The 19,868-nt window shown below is 68.8% G+C and carries 17 protein-coding genes and 1 pseudogene; 11 read left to right on the top strand and 7 right to left on the bottom strand.

Annotation, left to right across the window (positions count from 1 at the left end; all coding sequences use genetic code 11):
• Positions 1-18: 18 nt before the first annotated feature.
• Positions 19-834: an alpha/beta fold hydrolase gene (locus GO592_RS20750; protein ID WP_007300166.1), complete on the bottom strand. Its 816-nt coding sequence runs from the start codon at positions 832-834 to the stop codon at positions 19-21.
• 230 nt (positions 835-1,064) lie between these two features.
• On the opposite strand from GO592_RS20750, the gene GO592_RS20745 reads away from it, so the two are divergent.
• A complete protein-coding gene (locus GO592_RS20745) occupies positions 1,065-1,850 on the top strand; it encodes an SDR family NAD(P)-dependent oxidoreductase (RefSeq protein ID WP_007300167.1) in 786 nt (261 codons plus the stop codon).
• A 9-nt stretch (positions 1,851-1,859) separates the two neighbouring features.
• Here the strand turns inward: GO592_RS20745 and GO592_RS20740 are convergent, their stop codons facing one another.
• The 3 genes from GO592_RS20740 to GO592_RS20730 are packed head-to-tail and all read right to left on the bottom strand — an operon-like array spanning position 1,860 to position 4,066.
• Positions 1,860-2,651, bottom strand: coding sequence for an SDR family NAD(P)-dependent oxidoreductase (locus tag GO592_RS20740; RefSeq protein WP_007300168.1), 792 nt, complete (start codon positions 2,649-2,651; stop codon positions 1,860-1,862).
• A gap of 22 nt (positions 2,652-2,673) precedes the next feature.
• Complete coding sequence (locus GO592_RS20735; protein ID WP_007300169.1) at positions 2,674-2,928, bottom strand: hypothetical protein; 255 nt, start codon at positions 2,926-2,928, stop codon at positions 2,674-2,676.
• Positions 2,906-4,066: a Rieske 2Fe-2S domain-containing protein gene (locus tag GO592_RS20730; protein WP_007300170.1), complete on the bottom strand. Its 1,161-nt coding sequence runs from the start codon at positions 4,064-4,066 to the stop codon at positions 2,906-2,908. The genes GO592_RS20735 and GO592_RS20730 overlap by 23 nt, the downstream gene beginning before the upstream one ends.
• Positions 4,067-4,233: 167 nt before the next feature.
• Between GO592_RS20730 and hsaA the strand changes: the two genes are divergently transcribed.
• On the top strand, positions 4,234-5,400 hold the full coding sequence (gene hsaA / locus GO592_RS20725; protein ID WP_007300171.1) for a 3-hydroxy-9,10-secoandrosta-1,3,5(10)-triene-9,17-dione monooxygenase oxygenase subunit: 1,167 nt from the start codon (positions 4,234-4,236) through the stop codon (positions 5,398-5,400).
• Here the strand turns inward: hsaA and GO592_RS20720 are convergent, their stop codons facing one another.
• Entirely contained in the window at positions 5,401-6,939 is a 1,539-nt protein-coding gene (locus GO592_RS20720) for an FAD-dependent oxidoreductase (RefSeq protein WP_007300172.1), read from the bottom strand.
• Positions 6,940-7,123: 184 nt separating this feature from the next.
• Here GO592_RS20720 and GO592_RS20715 point away from each other — a divergent pair, with 184 nt between their 5' ends.
• From GO592_RS20715 to GO592_RS20690, 6 genes are all read left to right on the top strand, one after another.
• Complete coding sequence (locus GO592_RS20715; protein ID WP_005238914.1) at positions 7,124-7,735, top strand: TetR family transcriptional regulator; 612 nt, start codon at positions 7,124-7,126, stop codon at positions 7,733-7,735.
• Between the two features lie 182 nt (positions 7,736-7,917).
• The gene (locus GO592_RS20710; RefSeq protein WP_007300173.1) at positions 7,918-9,081 is read left to right on the top strand and encodes a steroid 3-ketoacyl-CoA thiolase; all 1,164 of its coding nucleotides are present in this window, start codon (positions 7,918-7,920) and stop codon (positions 9,079-9,081) included.
• Between the two features lie 24 nt (positions 9,082-9,105).
• Complete coding sequence (locus tag GO592_RS20705) at positions 9,106-11,334, top strand: acyl-CoA dehydrogenase (protein ID WP_039952704.1); 2,229 nt, start codon at positions 9,106-9,108, stop codon at positions 11,332-11,334.
• Positions 11,335-11,340: 6 nt separating this feature from the next.
• Entirely contained in the window at positions 11,341-12,213 is an 873-nt protein-coding gene (locus GO592_RS20700) for a MaoC/PaaZ C-terminal domain-containing protein (RefSeq protein WP_007300175.1), read from the top strand.
• A complete protein-coding gene (locus GO592_RS20695; protein WP_007300176.1) occupies positions 12,210-12,860 on the top strand; it encodes a PaaI family thioesterase in 651 nt (216 codons plus the stop codon). Before GO592_RS20700 ends, GO592_RS20695 begins: the two co-directional genes overlap by 4 nt.
• A gap of 36 nt (positions 12,861-12,896) precedes the next feature.
• Complete coding sequence (locus GO592_RS20690) at positions 12,897-13,712, top strand: mycofactocin-coupled SDR family oxidoreductase (RefSeq protein WP_007300177.1); 816 nt, start codon at positions 12,897-12,899, stop codon at positions 13,710-13,712.
• An 82-nt stretch (positions 13,713-13,794) separates the two neighbouring features.
• Here GO592_RS20690 and GO592_RS20685 read toward each other — a convergent pair whose 3' ends face one another.
• Positions 13,795-15,456, bottom strand: coding sequence for a class I adenylate-forming enzyme family protein (locus GO592_RS20685; RefSeq protein WP_039952707.1), 1,662 nt, complete (start codon positions 15,454-15,456; stop codon positions 13,795-13,797).
• Between the two features lie 154 nt (positions 15,457-15,610).
• Here GO592_RS20685 and GO592_RS20680 point away from each other — a divergent pair, with 154 nt between their 5' ends.
• The 3 genes and pseudogenes from GO592_RS20680 (at position 15,611) to GO592_RS20670 (ending at position 19,399) form a co-directional block, all read left to right on the top strand.
• On the top strand, positions 15,611-16,804 hold the full coding sequence (locus GO592_RS20680; protein ID WP_202714946.1) for an NADH:flavin oxidoreductase: 1,194 nt from the start codon (positions 15,611-15,613) through the stop codon (positions 16,802-16,804).
• 26 nt (positions 16,805-16,830) lie between these two features.
• Positions 16,831-18,498: pseudogene (locus GO592_RS20675) on the top strand (AMP-binding protein).
• 13 nt (positions 18,499-18,511) lie between these two features.
• Entirely contained in the window at positions 18,512-19,399 is an 888-nt protein-coding gene (locus GO592_RS20670) for an LLM class F420-dependent oxidoreductase (RefSeq protein WP_007300179.1), read from the top strand.
• Here the strand turns inward: GO592_RS20670 and GO592_RS20665 are convergent.
• Positions 19,383-19,823 (bottom strand): nuclear transport factor 2 family protein, encoded by a 441-nt coding sequence (locus GO592_RS20665; protein WP_007300180.1) that lies wholly within the window; start codon positions 19,821-19,823, stop codon positions 19,383-19,385. The two genes, GO592_RS20670 and GO592_RS20665, sit on opposite strands and share 17 nt — an antisense overlap.
• Positions 19,824-19,868 lie beyond the last annotated feature (45 nt).

The following is a 19,868-nucleotide window of genomic DNA, read 5'->3' as shown; positions in this document are numbered from 1 at the left end:
CGCGTTCACGGCGGTCCGCTACGGAGTTCCCTGGTCTGCCTGCACCACGAGGTCCGCGACCGCGCCGGGCTGGGACACCAGGACGGCGTGCGACGCGGAAACTTCCGTGATCCGGGCTCCCGCGCGTGTGGCCATGAACCGCTCCGCGGCCGCCGGAATCACGCGATCGTTCTGAGCGACCATGGCCCAGCTGGGTGTCGACGCCCACGACGGATCGGCGGTCGGCTCGAGGTTCGCGACGAGCGCGGCCGACTTCTGGTGTGCGATCATGTCGGCCACCGTGGCGTCCGGGACGTCCTGGGCGAACACCTCGTGGAATCGGCCGGGGTCGATGTAACCGTCGAGGTTTCTCTCGGCGATTCCGGTGGGATCGTTCTCGACGACCTTCACCTGAAGCACCGGCGGGAGCAGTTGGCTGCCGGGGAACCGGATCGGATCGAGGTTCAGCATGACCGGCTCGCCCTGCGCCGGGGCGAAGGCCGCCACGTAGACGAGGGCCTCGACGTTCGGCGAATGCACATTGGTGATGACCGCGCCGCCGTACGAGTGACCGACGAGCACCACCGGCCCCGGGATGTCCGCGAGCACCTTCTCGATGGCGGCGGAGTCGTATGCCGGTCCGCGCAACGGGTTGTCGGGAACCACGACTTCGTATCCTCGGCCGCGCAGTTCCGCGGCCACCGCATCCCAGCTGGTCGTGTCGGCGAACGCGCCGTGGACCAGCACCACCGTCGGCAGATCCTGGGCGAGGGCCGGTCCGGCCCCCACGGTCAGCGTGCCGGCAGCCGCGATCGCGCACGCGGCAACGGCGGTTCGAAGTCGAAGAAGTCGCATCACTCGTCTCCCGAGTCAGGAAAGAACACAGTGCTTAGGGGTGAAGGGGCCTGCGCGCCAGGTGTAGTCGTGCGACGACAGGCGTCGCCGTACGAGAGCATCGCCGTGGCCTGGCCCTTCGTCGCTGAGATTACTCGCCTGCAGCGCGGTCGGCATCATTTCGGCTAGCGTGATCGGAGGGGGATGTTCCGCTCGGCTGTGCACGCTCCGCCGTCGTCAGGAGGAACCCCGTGGATCTCGCCTTACGTGGCACCGTCGCCGTGGTCACCGGAGCCAGCAAGGGCATCGGGCTCGCCATCACCCGGGCGCTCGCCGCGGAAGGCGCGTTCGTGGTGGCGGGGGCCCGTTCGCCCAGCCCCGAACTGGAAGAACTTGTCCGCAGCGGAACGGTGGAGGCGGTGAGCGTCGACTTGTCGACCCCCACCGGTCCGGGCGAACTCGTCGCCGCCGCCACTGCTCGGGGCAGTCTCGGCATCGTCGTCAACAACGTCGGCGCCGCCCACCCGAGACTGACCGGGTTCCTCGACGTGACCGACGAAGACTGGATCTCGACGATGAATCTCAACCTGATGTCGGCGGTGCGGACGATCCGCGCCGCCCTGCCCACGATGATCGCGGCGGGCCGGGGAAGCATCGTGACCACGAGTTCGGTCAACAGTTTCCTGCCCGACCCCACCGTCATCGACTACTGCGCGTCCAAGGCCGCGCTCACCAACTTCTCGAAGGCCCTGTCGAAAGAGTTGGGACCCTTGGGTATTCGGGTGAACACCGTCAGCCCCGGTCCGGTGTCGACCGCCCTGTGGCTCGGCGACGACGGGGTCGCCGCGACGGTGGCGCGCGCCGCAGGCGGTGACCCGGAGGCAGTGGCGGAGCGTGTCGCGGAGCAGGCGGTCACGGGCCGGTTCACCCGCCCGGACGAGGTGGCGGATCTCGTCGTGTTCCTCGCGAGCGACCGGGCGGGCAATGTGACGGGCTCCGATTTCGTGATCGACGGCGGACTCGTCACCACACTCTGACGTCCGCGGCTACCGGCGGCCCAGAAGTTTCCGCATACCCTCGGCTGCCCCGCGCACGAGTGCGTCGCGGGGGAAACCGCTGCGCTTGCGCGCCGCGTCGTAGTTGCCGCCCGCCACCCAGACCGGGCCGTCGGCGATGTGCGCGAGCCCCTCCCGGGCAACGTCTTCGGGTTCGGCGACGTTCATCCCGGGAAGATTGAAGTTCAGACCCGCCCGGACCATCGCCGGCGTGCGGGTGACGCCGAGGACCAGTTCGACCACGTGGACGCCGAACGGCGCGAGCTCGAGCCAGAGGCTTTCGGCGAAGATCCGGCCGAACGCCTTGGATGCGGCGTAGATGCTCTGGTCTTCCGAACCCAGGTACCCGGCCAGCGAACCGACCAGCACGATGCCGCCCCGGCCGCGGTCCTTCATCCTCGCGCCGAAATGCTGCGAAAGGTGCAGCTGCGCGGTGATGTTCAGGTCGATGACGCGCTGGAAGCCGGCGAGGTCACCGCTGACGAACTCGTGTCCGTAACTGTTGGCCCCGGCGTTGAAGATCAGCAACCCGACCTCGACGTCGTCGGTGGCCGTGCGGATCCGGTCGAGGGCGTCCGGATCGAGGAGATCGAGCGCGAGTGTGCGCACCAGGACGCCGTGGGCGCGGACCGTGGCCGCGGTCTCCTCGAGCGGCCCGGGCTTACGGGCGATCAGCACGAGGTTGATCCCCGCGCCGCCCAGTGCCTCGGCGAAACTCGCGCCCACACCCTCGGAGCCGCCTGCGATCACGGCCCACGGACCGTAGTGCTCGGTGTCGATCATGTTGTGTCCTTCCGGAAAACGTTCAGTGGGCGACGACGGGGGTCGGGACGGGGGCGGGATCGCGCACCGGGACGACGCCCGCTTCCGCGGCTCGGGTGATCGACACCGTCAGCGCCGAACACCCTTTCCAGGGAGCGCCGGGGCGCCCCGGCCCCGCGCTGCCGATCTCGCGGCACCGGGCGCGGGCCGCGTCGTCCCACTGAACGGAAGTGTGTTCCCAGCTGTTCTTCTGGACCAGCACGCTCGCGCCGCACTCAGTGCACTGCAGTGGCTGCATCTTCGCGTACCTTCCGGGCGAGATTCTCTTCGACTTCCCTCTTCCACGACTCCACGGGGCGGGTGGTGTCGAGTTCGAACTCGAACCGTTCGGTCATCTGCGGGGTCACCGCGGCGACGTCGACGTAGAACTGCTCGTACCAGCGTCGCAACTGGTAGACAGGACCGTCCTCCTCGCACAGCAGCGGGTTCTCGATGCGGGTCTTGTTCTTCCAGATCTCGATGTCCTGTTCGAAACCCTTCGCGATGAACGTGCCGAAGTTCTTCGCCATCTCGGTAGCCGCGGCGCCTTCGAGGTCCTTCGACTTCTTGACGATGATGCCGTACTGCAGCACGAACTTGTCGGCGCTGACGGGGTAGTGGCAGTTGATCAGCACGGAGTCGACGTCGTGCGTCTCGTACTGGTACGTCAGGTCGTCGATCATGAACGACGGGCCGAAATAGGTGGCGTCCGAGCGGCTTCCGACCATCTTGGGCTGACCCGACGCGTGCGGGCGCATGTCGTCGCGGGCCTGCCCGCGCATGAACTGGCTGGCGACGTGGCCCTCGAAGACGTTCTTGAAGTACGTGGGGAACGAGTAGTGCACGTAGAAGAAGTGCGCCATGTCGACGATGTTGTCGACCACTTCGCGGCAGTTGGTGTCGACCGTGGTCCGATACCAGACCCAGTCCGTCCATTCGTCGTCGAGCGCGCCGTCGATGCGGGGAATCGTGACATCCGCGGGCGGCGGATTGCCCTCCGGATCGTTCCACACGAACAACATCCCGTCCTGGTCGAGCGTGTGCCACGACCGGGTCCGGGCGAGCGGCGGCACCCGGCGCGCGTACGGAATCTTCTTGCACCGGCCGTTGCTTCCCCACCGCCAGTCGTGGAACGGGCACGCCACCTCGTCGCCCTTGACCGTGCCCTGGCTGAGGTCGCCGCCCATGTGTCGGCAGTAGCCGTCGAGCACGGCGAGATCACCCGCAGTGTCGGCGAAGACGACGAGCTTGGTGCCGAACGCTTCGACGGAGTGGGGCTTGCCGTCCTTGAAAGCGTCGGACAATCCGATGCAGTGCCATCCACGGGCGAATCGGGTGGGCGCTGCGCCGGCGTCGATTTCGCGTACCTCGACTGTCTCGGACTGTTGGGTGGTCACGATGCGTCCCGTCCTCTCCTGGGCTTGTGCGGTGCCCTGCACGCTAAGCGAGCGTGCACGGCCCGCATGACGTGGTCCCACTGGACGGGACCGGGCGGTGGGGCGGCGTTTCCCGTTGAGCGAGATGCTTGTCCACGCGCGGGGGTGATCGCCCTACCCTCCGACAGATGACGAACGAGGTCCTGAGATCGATCCGCGGCCTGCTGCCGATGATCGCGGAACGCGCGGACAAGGTCGACGAGTCGCGGCGGGTGTCCGAACAGGTGATCCGTGAGCTCGGCGACGCCGGATTGTTCAAGATGCTGCAGCCCAGGCGGTACGGCGGCGCGGAAAGCAATCCGGTGCATTTCTACGAGGTGGTGCGCGCCGTGTCCGGTGTGTGCGGCTCGACGGGCTGGCTGGCGTCCGTGCTCGGGGTGCACCCGTGGCACGTGGCCCTGTTCGACGACCGGGCGCAAAATGACGTGTGGGGCCACGACGATTCGGTGCTCGTGTCGTCCGCCTACGCACCCGTCGGGCGGCTCGTCCCCGTCGAGGGCGGCTACCGGCTGACGGGGGACTGGCATTTCTCCTCGGGCTGCGAGCACGCGTCGTGGGCGCTGCTCGGCGCGATGGTGGTCGGGACCGAGGGCCGCCCGGTCGATTTCATGACCGCGCTGGTGCCGCGGTCGGGCTACCACATCCACGACGTGTGGGACGTGGTGGGGATGCGCGGCGCGGCCAGCAACGAGATCAGTGCCGAGGACGTGTTCGTACCCGACTACCGGATCAAGAGGAATTACGAGACGGCGCAACTGCGCGGACCCGGACAGAAGGTGAACCGGGGACCGCTGTACCGGCTGCCGTTCGCCACACTCTTCACGACCGCCGTCGCGGCGCCCGGGGTCGGCGTCGTCGCGGGATGCTACGAACGCTATCTGACGTTCATGCGGGAACGAGTGCGACTCAGCCTCGGTGGCGGAAGATTCGTCGACGACCAGTTCGCCCAGGTCGCGGTGGCCCGGGCGTCGTCCGAGATCGACGCCGCGATACTGCAGATGGATCGCAACGTGCGTGAACTGTGGGAACTGGCCGAGGCCGGTGAGGAACTCCCCATGGGTCTGCGCCTGCGGGTGCGCCGCGATCAGGTTCGCGCGACCGAGCGAGCCCTCGACGCGATCGACCTGCTGTTCAAGACCGCCGGCGGAAGTTCGCTGTCGCGCGGCAACGCGATCGAACGGTCGTGGCGCGACGCCCACGCGGGCAGCGTGCACGTGGCCAACGAGCCTGAACGCGCCCTCGCCCTGTTCGGCAGGGGCGCGTTCGGGCTCCCGGTGGAGGACAACCTCGTGTAGTCAGCTCCGCATGTGCTGAACTGCTCGGTAGGAGAAGACCATCGCGGTGCCGAGCGGCACTCCGGGACCGGGATAGAACCGGCCGCTGAGCGATGCGCTGGTGTTGCCCGCCGCATACAGTCCGTCGATGGGCGTGCCGTCGGCGCGCAGGACGCGGGCGTCGGCGTCGGTCCGGACCCCGCCCTTGGTGCCGAGATCGCTGAGCACGATGCGGGCCGCGTGGAACGGGCCCTGCGACACCGGGCTCAGTGCCGGGTTCGGTGGCGCGTCCGCACCCGTGCCCGGAGGGCAGAAGAAGTTGTCGTACGGGTCCTCTCCCCGGTGGAAGGCCTCGTCGACGCCGTGCTTGACGAAGTCGTTGAACTGTTCGACGGTGCGGCGCAGCGCGTCTGCGGGGACGCCGATCTTCTCCGCGAGTTCCTCGATCGTGTCGGTCGAGACCCAGGTGCCCGCCGCGTGATGCTTCTCGGCGGAGATGTTCGGAATGGAGATGGCAGGCAACACGGGCCCGCCCTCCGTCGAGTCGAACACGAGATACGAACTGCTGCTGCCGTGCTCGATCATCGCTCGGCCGAACTGGTCGTACGGCAGCGATTCGTTGAGGTACCGCTCTCCGGACGTGTCGACGAGAATGCCGCCGCGCACGCCCACCATGAAAGCGCCGGAGCCGTCCGGAAGTTCGAGCCCGGGGCACCACCACGCCTCGTCGAGGAGTGCGGTATCCGCGCCGATCTCCACCGCCGCCCGCAGGAGATCGCCGGTGTTCGCGCCGCGCGGGCCCATGCTCCAGTCCGCCCGGCCCGGTGTTCCGTTCTCGGTGCGCAGCGCCGCGTTGCCCTCGATCCCGCCTGCTGCGAGCAGCACGCCGCGCGTCGCCCGGATCCGGACGGTCTCACCGGCGGCGTTCGTCGCCTCGACGCCGACGACCCGTCCGTCCTCGACGATCAGCGAGCGCGCGGCGGTCTCGGTGCGCAGTTCCGCGTGCCCGGTGCCGTGCAGAGCCATGAGAAGGCGGCCGATCAGGGCGCGGCCACCGTTCAGTGTTCCCTCCGGATGCGGTTCCCCGGCCCGGTCGACGTCGGCCTCGGGCCGGATGACCTCGCGCAGGTCCCCGATCTCGTCGCTCGGCAGGTTGAGCGGGTTGATCGCGCGACCGTAGTCCATCCGGCCGGGTGCCCTGTAGTAGTCGGGGAACGCCCGCCACTCGAACTCGATGTGGGGATCGCGTTCGAGAAGGTCGACGACCTCGGGCGCGGTGGCGACGTACGCCTCCTGACGGTCGATCTCCTCGTCGCCCACCACTGCGCGCAGGTACGTGCGCGCCTTGTCCGTGGAGTCGCCGATGCCGGCGCGCTCCTGCACGGCGGTACCCGGCAGCCACACCGCGGCGCCGGAGTACGCGGACGTGCCGCCGAACAGTGGGGTCTTCTCGAGGACGAGGGTGCGTAATCCCTGCGAAGCGGCCGTGTATGCGCCGGTCAGCGCACCGCCCCCCGAACCGACCACCAGCACGTCGCACTCGGTTGTCCAGTCCTGCATCGTCGTTTCCTCCGTTGATGGTCTGTGGAGACTGGCGGTCCAGTCGTGGGGTTCACGCAATCGCATCCGGGCGATCTGCGGCACGCGCGGTCCCACTCACCGGACGAAATTCGATGGTTTCCCGATCCGATGCGAGAATCGACACCGGATCCGGGGCTGTGTGCGGAGTGAAGGGGGATCGAGGGTGCCGAGAATCGCCGAAGTGCGGGACGCTGCCGAACCGAGTTCGGAGGAACAGCGGGCCCGCCACGTCCGCATGCTCGAGGCCGCCATCGAACTGGCCACCGAGAAGGAACTCGCCCGGGTCCAGATGCACGAGGTGGCCAAACGTGCCGGCGTCGCGATCGGGACGCTGTACCGGTACTTTCCGTCGAAGACGCATCTGTTCGTTGCGGTGATGGTCGATCAGATCGACCGGATGGGTGCCGGGTTCAAGAAGAGTGCGCCCCCTGGCGAATCGCCGCAGGATGCGGTGTATAACGTGCTGGTCCGCGCCACCCGCGGGCTGTTGCGCCGGCCCGCATTGTCCACCGCGATGATCCAGTCCACGAGCACCGCCAACGTCGCGTCCGTGCCGGACGCGGGGAAGGTCGACCGGGCATTCCGGCAGATCATGCTGGACGCCGCCGGGATCGAACATCCGACGGAGGAAGACCTCACGGCGCTGCGCCTGCTGGTGCAGCTGTGGTTCGGCGTCATCCAGTCCTGCCTCAACGGCCGGGTCTCGATTCCCGATGCCGAGTCCGACATCCGTAGGGCGTGTGACCTGCTGCTGGTCAACCTGTCGCATCGCTGACAGATCGCCGGCGTCGGGCCGCCTCCCCGCCGACCTCGAAGTGAAATTCATTCCTGATTCCTGAGCTGTGCGGAGAACTATTTCGCATGGCGAAGGGCATTGATCTCTCCTCAAAAGTAGAATACATTTCAAAAATGAGCCGCGGACGCGTCCGCGTGCCGGAAGAACTCAAGGAGCGGAACATGGGCAACGCCGTCATCGTCGACGCGGCACGGACACCGATCGGGCGCCGGCGCGGGGCACTGTCCGGACTACACCCCGCCGCACTACTCGGCGCCGCACAGCGGGGTGTCCTCGAACGCGCCGGGGTCGCCCCGGCGGACATCGGCCAGATCGTCGGCGGATGCGTCACCCAGGCCGGTGAGCAGTCCAACAACGTGACCCGGCAGGCATGGCTGCACGCGGGACTGCCGTACACGACGGCGGCCACGTCGCTCGACTGCGCCTGCGGATCGTCCCAGCAGGCCGTGCACGTCGTGGCGGGTCTCATCGCGTCCGGCCAGATCTCCGCCGGAATCGGGTGCGGTGTCGAGGCGATGAGCCGGGTGTTCCTCGGCCAGGCCATCACACCGGAGACCGGCAACCCGTACCCCGACGACTGGTCGATCGACATGGGCGACCAGTTCACATCCGCCCAGCGGATCGCCGACCTCCGCGGGCTCGGGCGCGGCGACGTCGACGCGTTCGGCCTCGAGTCGCAACGACGCGCCGCCCAGGCCTGGGCGGGCGGACGGTTCGACCGCGAGATCGTTCCCGTCACCGCTCCCGTCGTGGACACGTCCGGCACACCCACCGGTGAACTCGCGGTGGTCACCGGGGACGGGGGACTGCGCGAGACGACGGCGGAGGCCCTGTCGGCCCTGAAGCCCGTGATCGACGGCCACATCCACACCGCGGGCAACTCGTCCCAGATCAGCGACGGCGCCGCCGCCGTCCTACTCATGGACGAGGGCCGTGCCCGCGAACTCGGATTGCGGCCGCGCGCGAGGATCGTCGCGTCCGGGATGGTCGGCTCCGACCCGTACTACCACCTCGACGGGCCGATCGAGTCGACGCGCATAGTCCTCGAACGCGCCGGAATGTCTTTGAGCGACATCGATCTCGTCGAGATCAACGAGGCATTTGCGTCCGTCGTGCTGTCGTGGGCGCAGGTCCACGGGGCCGACATGTCGAAGGTGAACGTCAACGGCGGCGCCATCGCCCTCGGACATCCGGTGGGCTCCACCGGGGCCCGGCTGATCACGACCGCCCTGCACGAACTGGAGCGCTCCGACACCTCCACCGCGCTGGTCACGATGTGCGCCGGTGGCGCACTGTCCACCGCAACCATCATCGAACGCATCTGACCCCCAACGATCGACGAGGCCGACATGACAATGGGATTGACCGAAGAAGAGCGCGACCTGCGCGACTCGGTGCGGGGCTGGGCCACACGGACCGTGACCCCGGCCGTGCTCCGGGAGGCCGTCGAGGCCAAGACCGAGCAACGACCGCTGTTCTGGAAGTCGTTGGCGGACCTGGGCCTACTGGGACTGCACCTGCCCGAGGATGTGGGCGGGGCGGGGTGTGGACTGGTGGAACTGGCAGTGGTCGCCGAGGAACTGGGCCGGGTCCTGCTGCCCGGTCCCTTCATCCCGACCGTGCTGCTCGGTGCCGTCCTGCACGAGTCCGGGCACACGGGTGAGCTCTCCGGGGTGGCCGACGGTTCGACCCTCGGTGCGGTGGCCCTGCAGCCGGGCTCGCTGCGTCTCGTCCGGGACGGCGGAGTGGTGACCCTGGACGGTGAGTCCGGGTACGTCCTCGGCGGGCAGGTGGGCGACCTGTTCCTGCTCGCGGCAATGGATGGCGACGAGACCGTCTTCGTGGTGGTCGCCCGCGACCGGCTCGACGTCACCGACCTGCCCAGCCACGACGTGGTGCGCCGCAACGCGACCGCGGCGGCGAACGCCCTCGAGATCGCCGAAGCCGATGTCCTGCAGATCGATTCGCAGCGCGTTCGAGATCTGGCGGCCACCTTGTTCGCCGCCGAGGCCTCGGGTGTCGCCGACTGGGCGGTCACCACCGCCGCCGACTACGCCAAGGTGCGCCACCAGTTCGGCCGCCCCATCGGCCAGTTCCAGGGGGTGAAACACCGGGTCGCCCGTATGCTCTGCCTCGCCGAACAGGCCCGCGTCTGTGCGTGGGACGCGGCCCGTGCGATGAATCCCGGAAGCAGTGCCAGGGCCGCGACGGCTGCGCCGCGCTGCAGTGCGGCGGAGGCGTCACTCGCGGCCGCGGTGGCCGGAGCCACCGCACCCGACGCGGCGTTCGCCGTCACCAAGGACTGCATCCAGGTGCTCGGGGGCATCGGCTACACCTGGGAACACGACGCCCACCTGTACCTGCGCCGGGCGCAGTCGCTGCGGATCCTGCTCGGGTCCACGGCATCGTGGCGGCGGCGCGTGGCCCGCGCGACCCTGGGCGGGGCCCGCCGGGTGCTCGGCATCGACCTGCCTCCGGACGCCGAGGGCATCCGCGCCGACGTGCTCGCAGAACTCACGGACGCGGCCGCATTGGACGAGCCGGAGCGCAGGACGTACCTGGCAGAGAAGGGCTACACGGCACCGCACCTCCCCGCGCCGTGGGGCAGGGGAGCGGGCGCCGTGGAACAACTGGTGATCGCGGAGGAACTGCGCGCGGCCGCGCTGAAGCCCCACGACATGATCATCGGCAACTGGGTGGTGCCCACGCTCATCGCGCACGGCAGCGACGAACAGTTGCGGCGCTTCGTGCCCCCGTCGCTGCGCGGAGACCTCGTCTGGTGCCAGCTGTTCTCCGAACCCGGCGCCGGATCGGACCTCGCCGGCCTGACCACCCGGGCCACCAAGGTGGACGGCGGCTGGGTGCTGCGGGGGCAGAAGGTGTGGACGTCGATGGCCCGGGACGCGGACTGGGGTATCTGCCTCGCCCGCACAGATGCCTCGGTGCCCAAACACAAGGGGGTGTCGTACTTCCTGATCGACATGAGGGCCAGCGACGGCCTCGACATCCGGCCGCTGCGCGAGATCACCGGCGAGGCACTGTTCAACGAGGTGTTCCTCGACGACGTGTTCGTCCCGGACGAACTCCTCGTGGGCGAACCGGGCGACGGCTGGAAGCTCGCCCGCACGACCCTCGCCAACGAACGGGTATCGCTGTCGCACGACTCCTCGCTGGGCTCCGGCGGCGAGGCTCTGCTGACCCTGGCCGGCGAACTGCCCGGCGGCATCGACGACGAGCAGCTGACCGTGCTCGGCAAGGTCCTCTGCGACGCACAGTCCGGCGGCCTGATGGGGCTGCGCACCACCCTGCGCTCGATCGCGGGCGGGCAACCGGGCGCCGAGTCGTCGGTCGCGAAACTGCTCGGCGTCGAACACATCCAGCAGGTGTGGGAGGTGGCGATGGACTGGGCCGGACCGCGCGCCCTGCTCGGCGACCGGCCCCGCACCTCCGCTACGCAGATGTTCCTGAACTCGCAGTGCATGTCGATCGCGGGCGGCACCACCAACGTCCAGCTCAACATCATCGGCGAACGACTGCTGGGTCTGCCGCGTGATCCCGCGCCCGGAAAGGGAGCGTGACCTGACATGGCGATCGACGTGAAGGCCGCGCTGACCGCGGAACCGGCCGTGCGTGATGTGGCGTGGACCGAGCGTGACGTGATGCTCTACCACCTCGGACTCGGCGCCGGCGGGAACGCCCAGGACCCCGCGGAACTGCGCTGGGTGTACGAGAAGGACTTGCTGGTGCTGCCGACGTTCGCGCTCGTCGCGGGGCAGGGAATCTCGGCCGGCGACGCACCGGCGTCCGGGCTGAGCCTGCCCGGTATCGACATCGACCTCCGCAAGATCCTGCACGGCGGACAGTCGCTCACCGTGCACGCGCCCATTCCTCCGTCAGGTGGGGCCCGGGTGTCCTCGCGGGTGGCGGACGTGTGGGACAAGGGCAAGGCCGCCGTCATCGTGCTCGAACAGACGGCCACCGACTCGGGCCGGAACCCGTTGTGGACCACGGGGATGCAGATCTGGGCCCGCGATGAGGGCGGGTTCGGCGGCTCCTCGGGACCCGAGTCGGTGGCCACGGTGCCGGCCCGCGAACCCGACAAGGTGCTGGTGTCGCGCACCGGGACGGCGCAGGCCCTGCTCTACCGGCTCAGCGGCGACCTCAACCCGCTGCACGCGGACCCCGAATTCGCGGCCGCGGCCGGGTTCGAAAGGCCGATCCTGCACGGGCTCGCGTCGTACGGTGTGGTGTGCAAGGCCGTCGTCGACGGGATGCTGGACGGCGATCCCACACGACTGCGCCACTACGCGGTGCGGTTCGCGGGCTCGCTGTACCCGGGCGAGACCGTCGAGACCGCGGTCTGGCACGACGGCGACCGGCTGACCCTGCGCGCGACGTGCCCCGACCGTGACGGGCAACCGGTCCTGACCCAGGCGACGATGGAGGTGAGCGGATGAGCGTCGGTACGCACCCCACGTTCGAGAACAGCCCGTCGGGAACGGTGCTGACGTCACCGCCCGACGGTTCCGCCGTCGACCGGGCGACCGAGGCCGCCCGCCGCGTGGTCGACGCGCTGCTGCGGACCGATCGCGGCAACGCCAACCTCGACCGCGTCGCGGAAGAGCTGAACAGCATCGCCGAGCACCTCGAGGAACACGCGCCCGCCGTCGCCGAGCGGCTGATCGACATGTGGAACGGCGAGGGCGTCACCCGGCACGATCCCGTCACCGGACCCGAGAACGCCCTGGCCCCGCCTGTGGTCCTCGAGGGGCTGTCCGACGGATCGGTCCGGGGCACCGTCACGCTGACCATCCCGTACCAGGGGCCGCCCGGGCACGTCCACGGCGGCGTGTCCGCGCTCCTGCTCGACCACGTCCTCGGCGTCGCCAACGCCTGGGGTGGAAAAGCCGGCATGACAGCGCAGTTGAGCACCCGCTACCACCGCCCGACGCCACTGTTCGAACCACTCACCCTGACCGGGAAGCTGATGTCGGTCGACGGCCGCAAGATCACCACCGTCGGCGACATCCGGACCGCGGACGGCGAGGTGTGCGTCTCGGTCGAGGGACTGTTCGTCGACAAGACCGTGCCCCGCCCACGATGACCCCGATCAGGAGCAGACAATGATCAGGAACAGACGATGACCTCACCCGACCGTTTCGAGAACAAGGTCGTCTTCGTCACTGGCGCGGCGCGCGGGCAGGGCCGCGCCGAGGCCGTCCGGTTCGCGTCCGAGGGCGCCGACGTCATCGCGATCGACGCCTGCACCGAATTCGCATCCACCGCCTATCCCGGCGCCACCCGGGACGACCTGGCCGAGACGGTCCGGCTCGTCGAATCCACCGGCCGGCGGATCGTCGCCGCCACCGCGGACGTGCGCGATTTCGACGGACTCTCGCGCGCCCTCGCCGACGGCATCGAGCAGTTGGGCCGCCTCGACGTCGTGGTCGCGAACGCGGGCATCTGTTCGGGGGCGTTGTCGTGGGAGATCACCGCCGAGCAGTGGCAGGAGACGGTCGACGTCAACCTCACGGGAACGTTCCACACCGCGAAGGCGGCGGTTCCGTATCTGATCGAACAGGGGGAGGGCGGCGCCGTCGTCTTCACGAGTTCGGTGTCCGGGCTGAAGGGCACACCGTTCACCGGGCACTACGTCGCCACCAAGCACGGCATCACCGGGCTCGCCAAGACGATGGCGAACGAACTCGGGGAGCACCGCATCCGCGTCAATACGGTGCACCCGGCGGGCGTGGACACCGGCATGAAGGTGCGAGACCTGCACCCGCTCATCGCCCGGTACGCGTCGACGCTCGGCTCCATCTACCAGAACTCACTGCCCTACCGCATCACCCAGCCGGAGGACGTCGCCGCCGTCGTCGCCTGGGTGTGTTCGGACGAGGCGAAATACATCACCGGGGCGCAGATTCCCGTCGACCTCGGCAACCTCATTCGCTGAGGTTCGCCGTCTGTGTTCGCCGAATGTCACAGTGGTGCAGTTCGACTGCACCACTGTGACATTCGGCGCCCAGCTGCCGGTGTCAGACGGTGATGTCCCGGCGGACCATCTTGCCGGTCGCATTGCGGGGCAACAGGTCCGTGGTGATCCGCCAGCGGGTCGGGACCTTGAAATAAGACAGGCGATCCGCGGCGTACTCGCGCAGTTCCGCCTCGGTGGTCACGGCACCCGGTCGCAACACCACGACAGCCGCCACCTCCTGACCCAGATCCTCGTGGGGCGTCCCGATCACCGCGCACTCGAGCACGTCGGGGTGTTCGTCGAGGCACTGCTCGATCTCGGTGGGGTACACGTTCTCCCCGCCGCGCAGAATAAGATCCGAGCGACGTCCGGTCAGCCGCAGGCGACCGTTCTCGACGAGTCCGTAGTCGCCGGTCCGGAGCCACCGGCCCGGGGCGATCGCCGCAGCGGTGGCGGCCTCGTCCTCCCAGTAGCCGAGCATCACGAACGGGCTGCGCACACACACCTCGCCCTCGACGCCGTCGGGCAGCCACTCCCCGTACGGGTCGCGGATCTCCATGCTCACCGTGATGATCGGACGTCCCAGAGTCCCCGGGAACTGCTCGAGTTCGGGGGCGGTGGCGACGGCGATCGCGGTACTGCACTCGGTGAGTCCGTAGCTGTCCACGAGGGCGTTCCGCGCGAACGGCACCTTCTCGCGCAGCCGTTCCTTGAACGCTACCGACGACGGTGCGGACGCCAGCGAGAACGACGTGAGCGACGACAGGTCGTACTTGTCGAGGTCGTCGTGCTCGACCAGACGGGACGCCATCGTGGGCACCGCTCCCCAGTTGGTGACCCGTTCCCGCTCGACGAGACGGAGCACGGCGTCCACGTCGAATCCGCCCTGGTGCATGACGACCGCGCCGCCCGTCGCCAGCCGCGGAATCACCAGATTGTGCAGGCTCGCGATGTGGAACAGGGGAGAGGTCAGGAGGTAGCGAAGCGGACTCGGCATCGCCGGGTCGACGGGTCGTCCACTGAATTCGCCGACCACGGCGTCGCTGAACCGGTGGTAGTCGACGACGGCCAGAATGTTGCGCTGCGAGTGCAGCGCTCCCTTGGGTCTGCCACTCGTGCCGCTGGTGTAGAGGATGGCGGCGGGATCGTCCTCGTCGACGTCGGTGTGCGGCATCGGGGATCCTGCGTACTTCGCGAAGATCGCGGGCAGATCCGCCTCCATCGTGAGGACCGGAAGGTCGGTGCCGACCGCGGCGAGCGTCTCGGCGCGCTTCGCGTCGGCGATCACCACGGTGGGGTGACTGTGCGTCAGCCCGTACTCGACCTCCCGCGGAACCCACCAGCCGTTCAGTCCGACGCTGATGGCGCCGAGCACCTGCGTGGCCCAGAACGCGATCACCCACTCGGGGGTGTTCGCGGCCAGGATCGCCACCCGGTCACCCTTCCGGACGCCGTGGTCGTCGCGCAGCGCCGTCGCCAGGGCCGCGACCGCGGCGGCGTGCTCCGTGTAGGACATCCGGCGGTCGGCGGTCACGAGGTAGTCGCGGTCGCCCCACCGGAGCGACGTGGTGAGGAGTTCGCCCACCGAGCGCCCGCGGTTCTTCATCACCGGCATCCGGGTGCCGAGTACCGGCTCCTCGACGAGTTCGAACCGGCCACCGGGTCCGGTGAGACGGGACATCACCTGATCCAGGTGCAACTGTGGATCTGTAGGGGCAGTCATCGGGGCGACCTTTCGTCCTCGGGCACTCGTACCGACACAAGATGGCACGCCGTGACGGGCGCCCGGACGTGGTTACCACTCAGCGAGACTGCCGCGATCCGCGACATCCCGGCGCCGTTACGTTCGACAGCGAATCGCAGCTGGAGGAACTCATATGACGATAGATCTCGACCCGCCCACAGTGAAGGTCGACCCGCTCGCCCCGGCCACACTCGGGCCGATCACCCTGCGCAATCGCGTGATCAAGGCAGCGACGTACGAGGGCCTGACCCCGAAGGGGATGGTCACCGACGAGCTCATCGAATTCCATCGGCAGCCCGCCGCCGGAGGCGTGGGCATGACGACCGTCGCGTACTGCGCGGTCGCCGCGGACGGACGCACGTCGCCCGGCCAGATCCAATGGACCGACGAGACGATGCCGGGCCTGCGGAAGCTGACCGACGCCATCCACGCCGAGGGTGCGGCAGTGTCTGCGCAGATCGGCCACGCGGGACCGGTCGCGGCTGCGAAGTACATCGGATCTCCGGCCTTGGGCCCGTCCCGTGCGTTCCGGATGACCACCCAGAACTTCTCCAAGCCGGCGTCTGCGGCAGATATCGCCCGGATCGTCGAGGCACACGCCAACGCGGCTCGCCGCGCGGTGGAGTCGGGGTTCGACGCCGTGGAGATCCATTTCGGCCACAACTACCTGATCAGCTCCTTTCTCAGCCCGAAGGTCAACAAGCGCACGGACGAGTACGGCGGATCCCTGGCGAACCGCGCCCGGTTCGCGCTCGAGACCGCACGCGCCGTACGCGACGCGGTGGGGGACAGGATCGCGATCCTCGCCAAACTGAACATGGACGACGGTGTGCCCGGGGGCTTCTGGGTGGACGAGGCCATCCAGGTGGCGCAATGGCTCGAACAGGACGGTTCGCTGGACGCGCTCGAGCTCACCGCGGGCAGTTCCCTGCTGAACCCGATGTACCTGTTCAAGGGCGACGCGCCGCTCCGTGAGTTCGCCGCCGTCATGCCGCAGCCGACGAAACTGGGAATCCGGTTGGTCGGCAAGCACTTCCTGAAGGAATACCCCTACCGCGACGCCTACCTCCTCGAGGACGCCCGCCAGATCAGAGCCGCCGTGACGATGCCGCTCGTCCTACTCGGTGGCATCACCGGCAAGGCGACCATGGACCTGGCGATGGCGGAAGGATTCCAGTTCGTGGCCGTCGGACGGGCACTCCTGCGGGAACCCGACCTCGTCAACCGGATCACGGAGGAGACCCACAACCCCGGTCTGTGCATTCACTGCAACAAGTGCATGACGGCCATCTACGGTGGCACCCACTGCGTGCTCCGCGTGCCGTGAGCGTGCATACCGTGTCGACAGGAGAGATGGAGTTGGAACGCACCACGATCGCCGAGATGCTGCTGGACCGGCTGGGTGACGACAGACTGGGAGTCCGTACCCGGGAACAGGATTGGACCTGGGACGAGGTGGTACGCGAGAGTGCGGCCCGCGGGGCCGTCGCATCCTCGCTGCGGCGCCACGGACCGTTCCACGTCGGAGTCCTGCTCGAGAACACCCCCGAGTTCCTGTTCTGGCTGGGCGGCGCCGCGCTCGCCGGCGCCACCGTGGTCGGCATCAATCCGACCCGTCGCGGGGCGGAACTCGAGGCCGAGATCCGGTACGTCGACTGCCAGCTGATCGTCACGGACACCGCAGGGAAGGCACAGCTCGCCGGTCTCGACCTCGGGCTGTCCGACGACCGGTTTCTGCTGGTCGACGATCCGGCCTAAACCGAACTCGTCGCGTCCCATGCCGTCGAGAGTCCGGCCTGGGAGCCCGGGATCGACGCGTCGACGCTGTTCCTTCTGCTGTTCACGTCCGGCACCACCGGCACGTCGAAAGCGGTGCGGTGCAGTCAGGGCCGGCTCGCCCGGCTGGCGTACGCGAACACCGTCAAGTACGGGCACGTGCGCGAGGACGTCGACTACTGCTGCATGCCGCTGTTCCACGGCAACGCGCTGATGGCGCTGTGGGCGCCCGCACTCGCCAACGGCGCCACCGTCTGCCTGCCGCGCAAGTTCTCCGCGTCCGGATTCCTGCCCGACGTTCGGTTCTTCGGCGCCACATTCTTCACCTACGTCGGCAAGGCGCTGGCGTACCTGATGGCCACACCGGAGCAACCCGACGACCGTGACAACACTCTCGTCCGCGGTTTCGGGACCGAGGCGTCCCCGGAGGACAAGACCGAATTCGTCCGCCGGTTCGGCGCCGAACTGTACGAAGGGTACGGCTCGAGCGAAGGCGCCGGTTCGGTGACGCTCGACCCCGACGCCCCCGACGGTGCGCTCGGCAGACCCGCGAACGAGAACATCGTCATCGTCGACCCCGACACCCGCGCGGAGAAGGCCCGGGCGCGGCTCGACGGGCACGGTCGCGTGCTCAACCCGGACGAGGCGATCGGCGAAATGGTCGACAAGGCCGGCGCGGCGCGATTCGAGGGCTACTACAAGAACGAGGACGCGATCGCGGACCGCATCCGGCACGGCTGGTACTGGACGGGCGACCTTGGGTACGTCGACGAGGCCGGCTTCATCTACTTCGCCGGCCGGAAGGGCGACTGGATCCGCGTGGACGGGGAGAACAGCTCGGCGTTGATGGTGGAGCGCATTCTGCGCCGCCACCCGAAAGTGGTCGCCACCGGCGTGTACGCCGTCCCCGACCCGCGGTCGGGCGATCAGGTGATGGCGGCCGTCGAGGTTTCGGACCGCACCGATTTCGATCCGGCGGAGTTCGCCGCCTTCCTCGGCAGACAGGACGACCTCGGCACGAAGGCGGCACCCCGCTTCGTCCGGGTGTCGACGAACCTGCCGGTGACGGGATCGAACAAGGTGCTCAAACGAATGCTGCAGGAACAGCGCTGGCGTTGCGACGATCCGGTCTTCCGGTGGGTGGGACGCGGTGTTCCCGAATACCACCAGATGACCGACAGTGAGAAGGCCGCGCTGGAGCAGGAGTTCCACACGCACAGCCGGCAACGATTCCTGCACGTGTGACGGTGAGGGTGACATGAAACTGGGTGTGGTGGTTCCCGTCGAGCTGGGACGGGCGGGCGAGCCCGAGTGGATACTCGAATTCGCGAGGGCTGCGGAATCACTCGGATTCGACGAGATCTCCGCCGTCGAGCACTCGGTCGTCATCGCGGACACGGCGAGTGCCTATCCGTACTCGCCCACCGGCAAGTCGCACCTACCGGACGACTGCAGCCTGCCGGACCCGCTGGAACTGCTGTCGTTCGTCGCCGGCGCCACGACGACCCTCGGTCTCGCGACGGGCGTGCTGGTCCTGCCCAACCACCATCCGGTGGTGCTGGCGAAGCGTCTCGCCACCCTGGACCGGCTGTCCGCGGGACGCCTCCGTGTCTGCCTCGGTCTCGGCTGGATGCGTGAGGAGATCGAGGCCTGCGGAGGTGATTTCGACCGGCGCGGCGCGGTCGCAGACGAGGCGATCGCGGTGATGCGGGCGCTGTGGTCGGGTACCGGCGCCGTCGACTTCGCGGGCGAACACTTCTCCTTCCGCGGCGCCCAGAGCTGGCCCAAACCCCACCGGAATTCGGGAGTGCCGCTCTACATCGGCGGTCACAGCCCAGCGGCCGCACGGCGGGCAGGGCGGCTGGGCAACGGATTCCAGCCGCTCGGCCTGGCCGGCGACGACCTGGACCGGGCGATCGCCCGGATGCGGGCTGCGGCAGCGGACGCCGGCCGCGATCCCGCCGACGTCGACCTCGTGCTGGGGGCGACGCTGCCGCGGCTGGACGAGGCCAAGCTCGACCGGTCCCGGGACCTGGGTGCGAGTCGGCTCGTGCTGTCGGCGTCCCGGCACGCGCAGTCCCTCGGCCAGGTCATCGACGAGATGGCCGCCTGCTCGGCGCGGTTGGGCCTCAGTCCGGCACGGTGACCGGCACGTCCTCGCTGAAGTCGACGATCAGTTCGCGCCGGGAGAACTGCCAGCCGGTGTCGCCGAGCACGTACCGGTCGTGGTAGCGCAACGCGATCCGGTTGTCGCGGAAGCTGTTTCGGCCGGCGTAGACATGGTGCGCCGTGCAGTACGTCTCGCCCGACGCCGTCGACCCGTCCACGTCGATCACCTGCTGGTGAACGACGTGACGGGTGGATTGCAGATGCGAGACGGCGTCCACGACGGCGGAAGCGAGCACGCCGCTGCCGCGGAGTTCCGTTGCCGCGCCGGTGCCCGTCAACGCGGGCGGGAGGACGAACGTCGCGTCGGAGTCGAACAGCGCGGCGAGCGTTGCCGCCTGGCGCCGGTCGACGGCCCGCGCATAGCGGGCGGTGAGTTCGGTGAGAGTGAATCCGGTGGCCATTCCACCATTCCAGCGGACGTGCGGACGCGGCGACAGCCGCCTCCC

Origin of the sequence: Rhodococcus sp. 21391, from assembly GCF_016772255.1 — a bacterium.
Lineage (GTDB): Bacteria > Actinomycetota > Actinomycetes > Mycobacteriales > Mycobacteriaceae > Rhodococcus_F > Rhodococcus_F opacus.
This window is presented reverse-complemented; position numbering and strand designations above follow the sequence as displayed.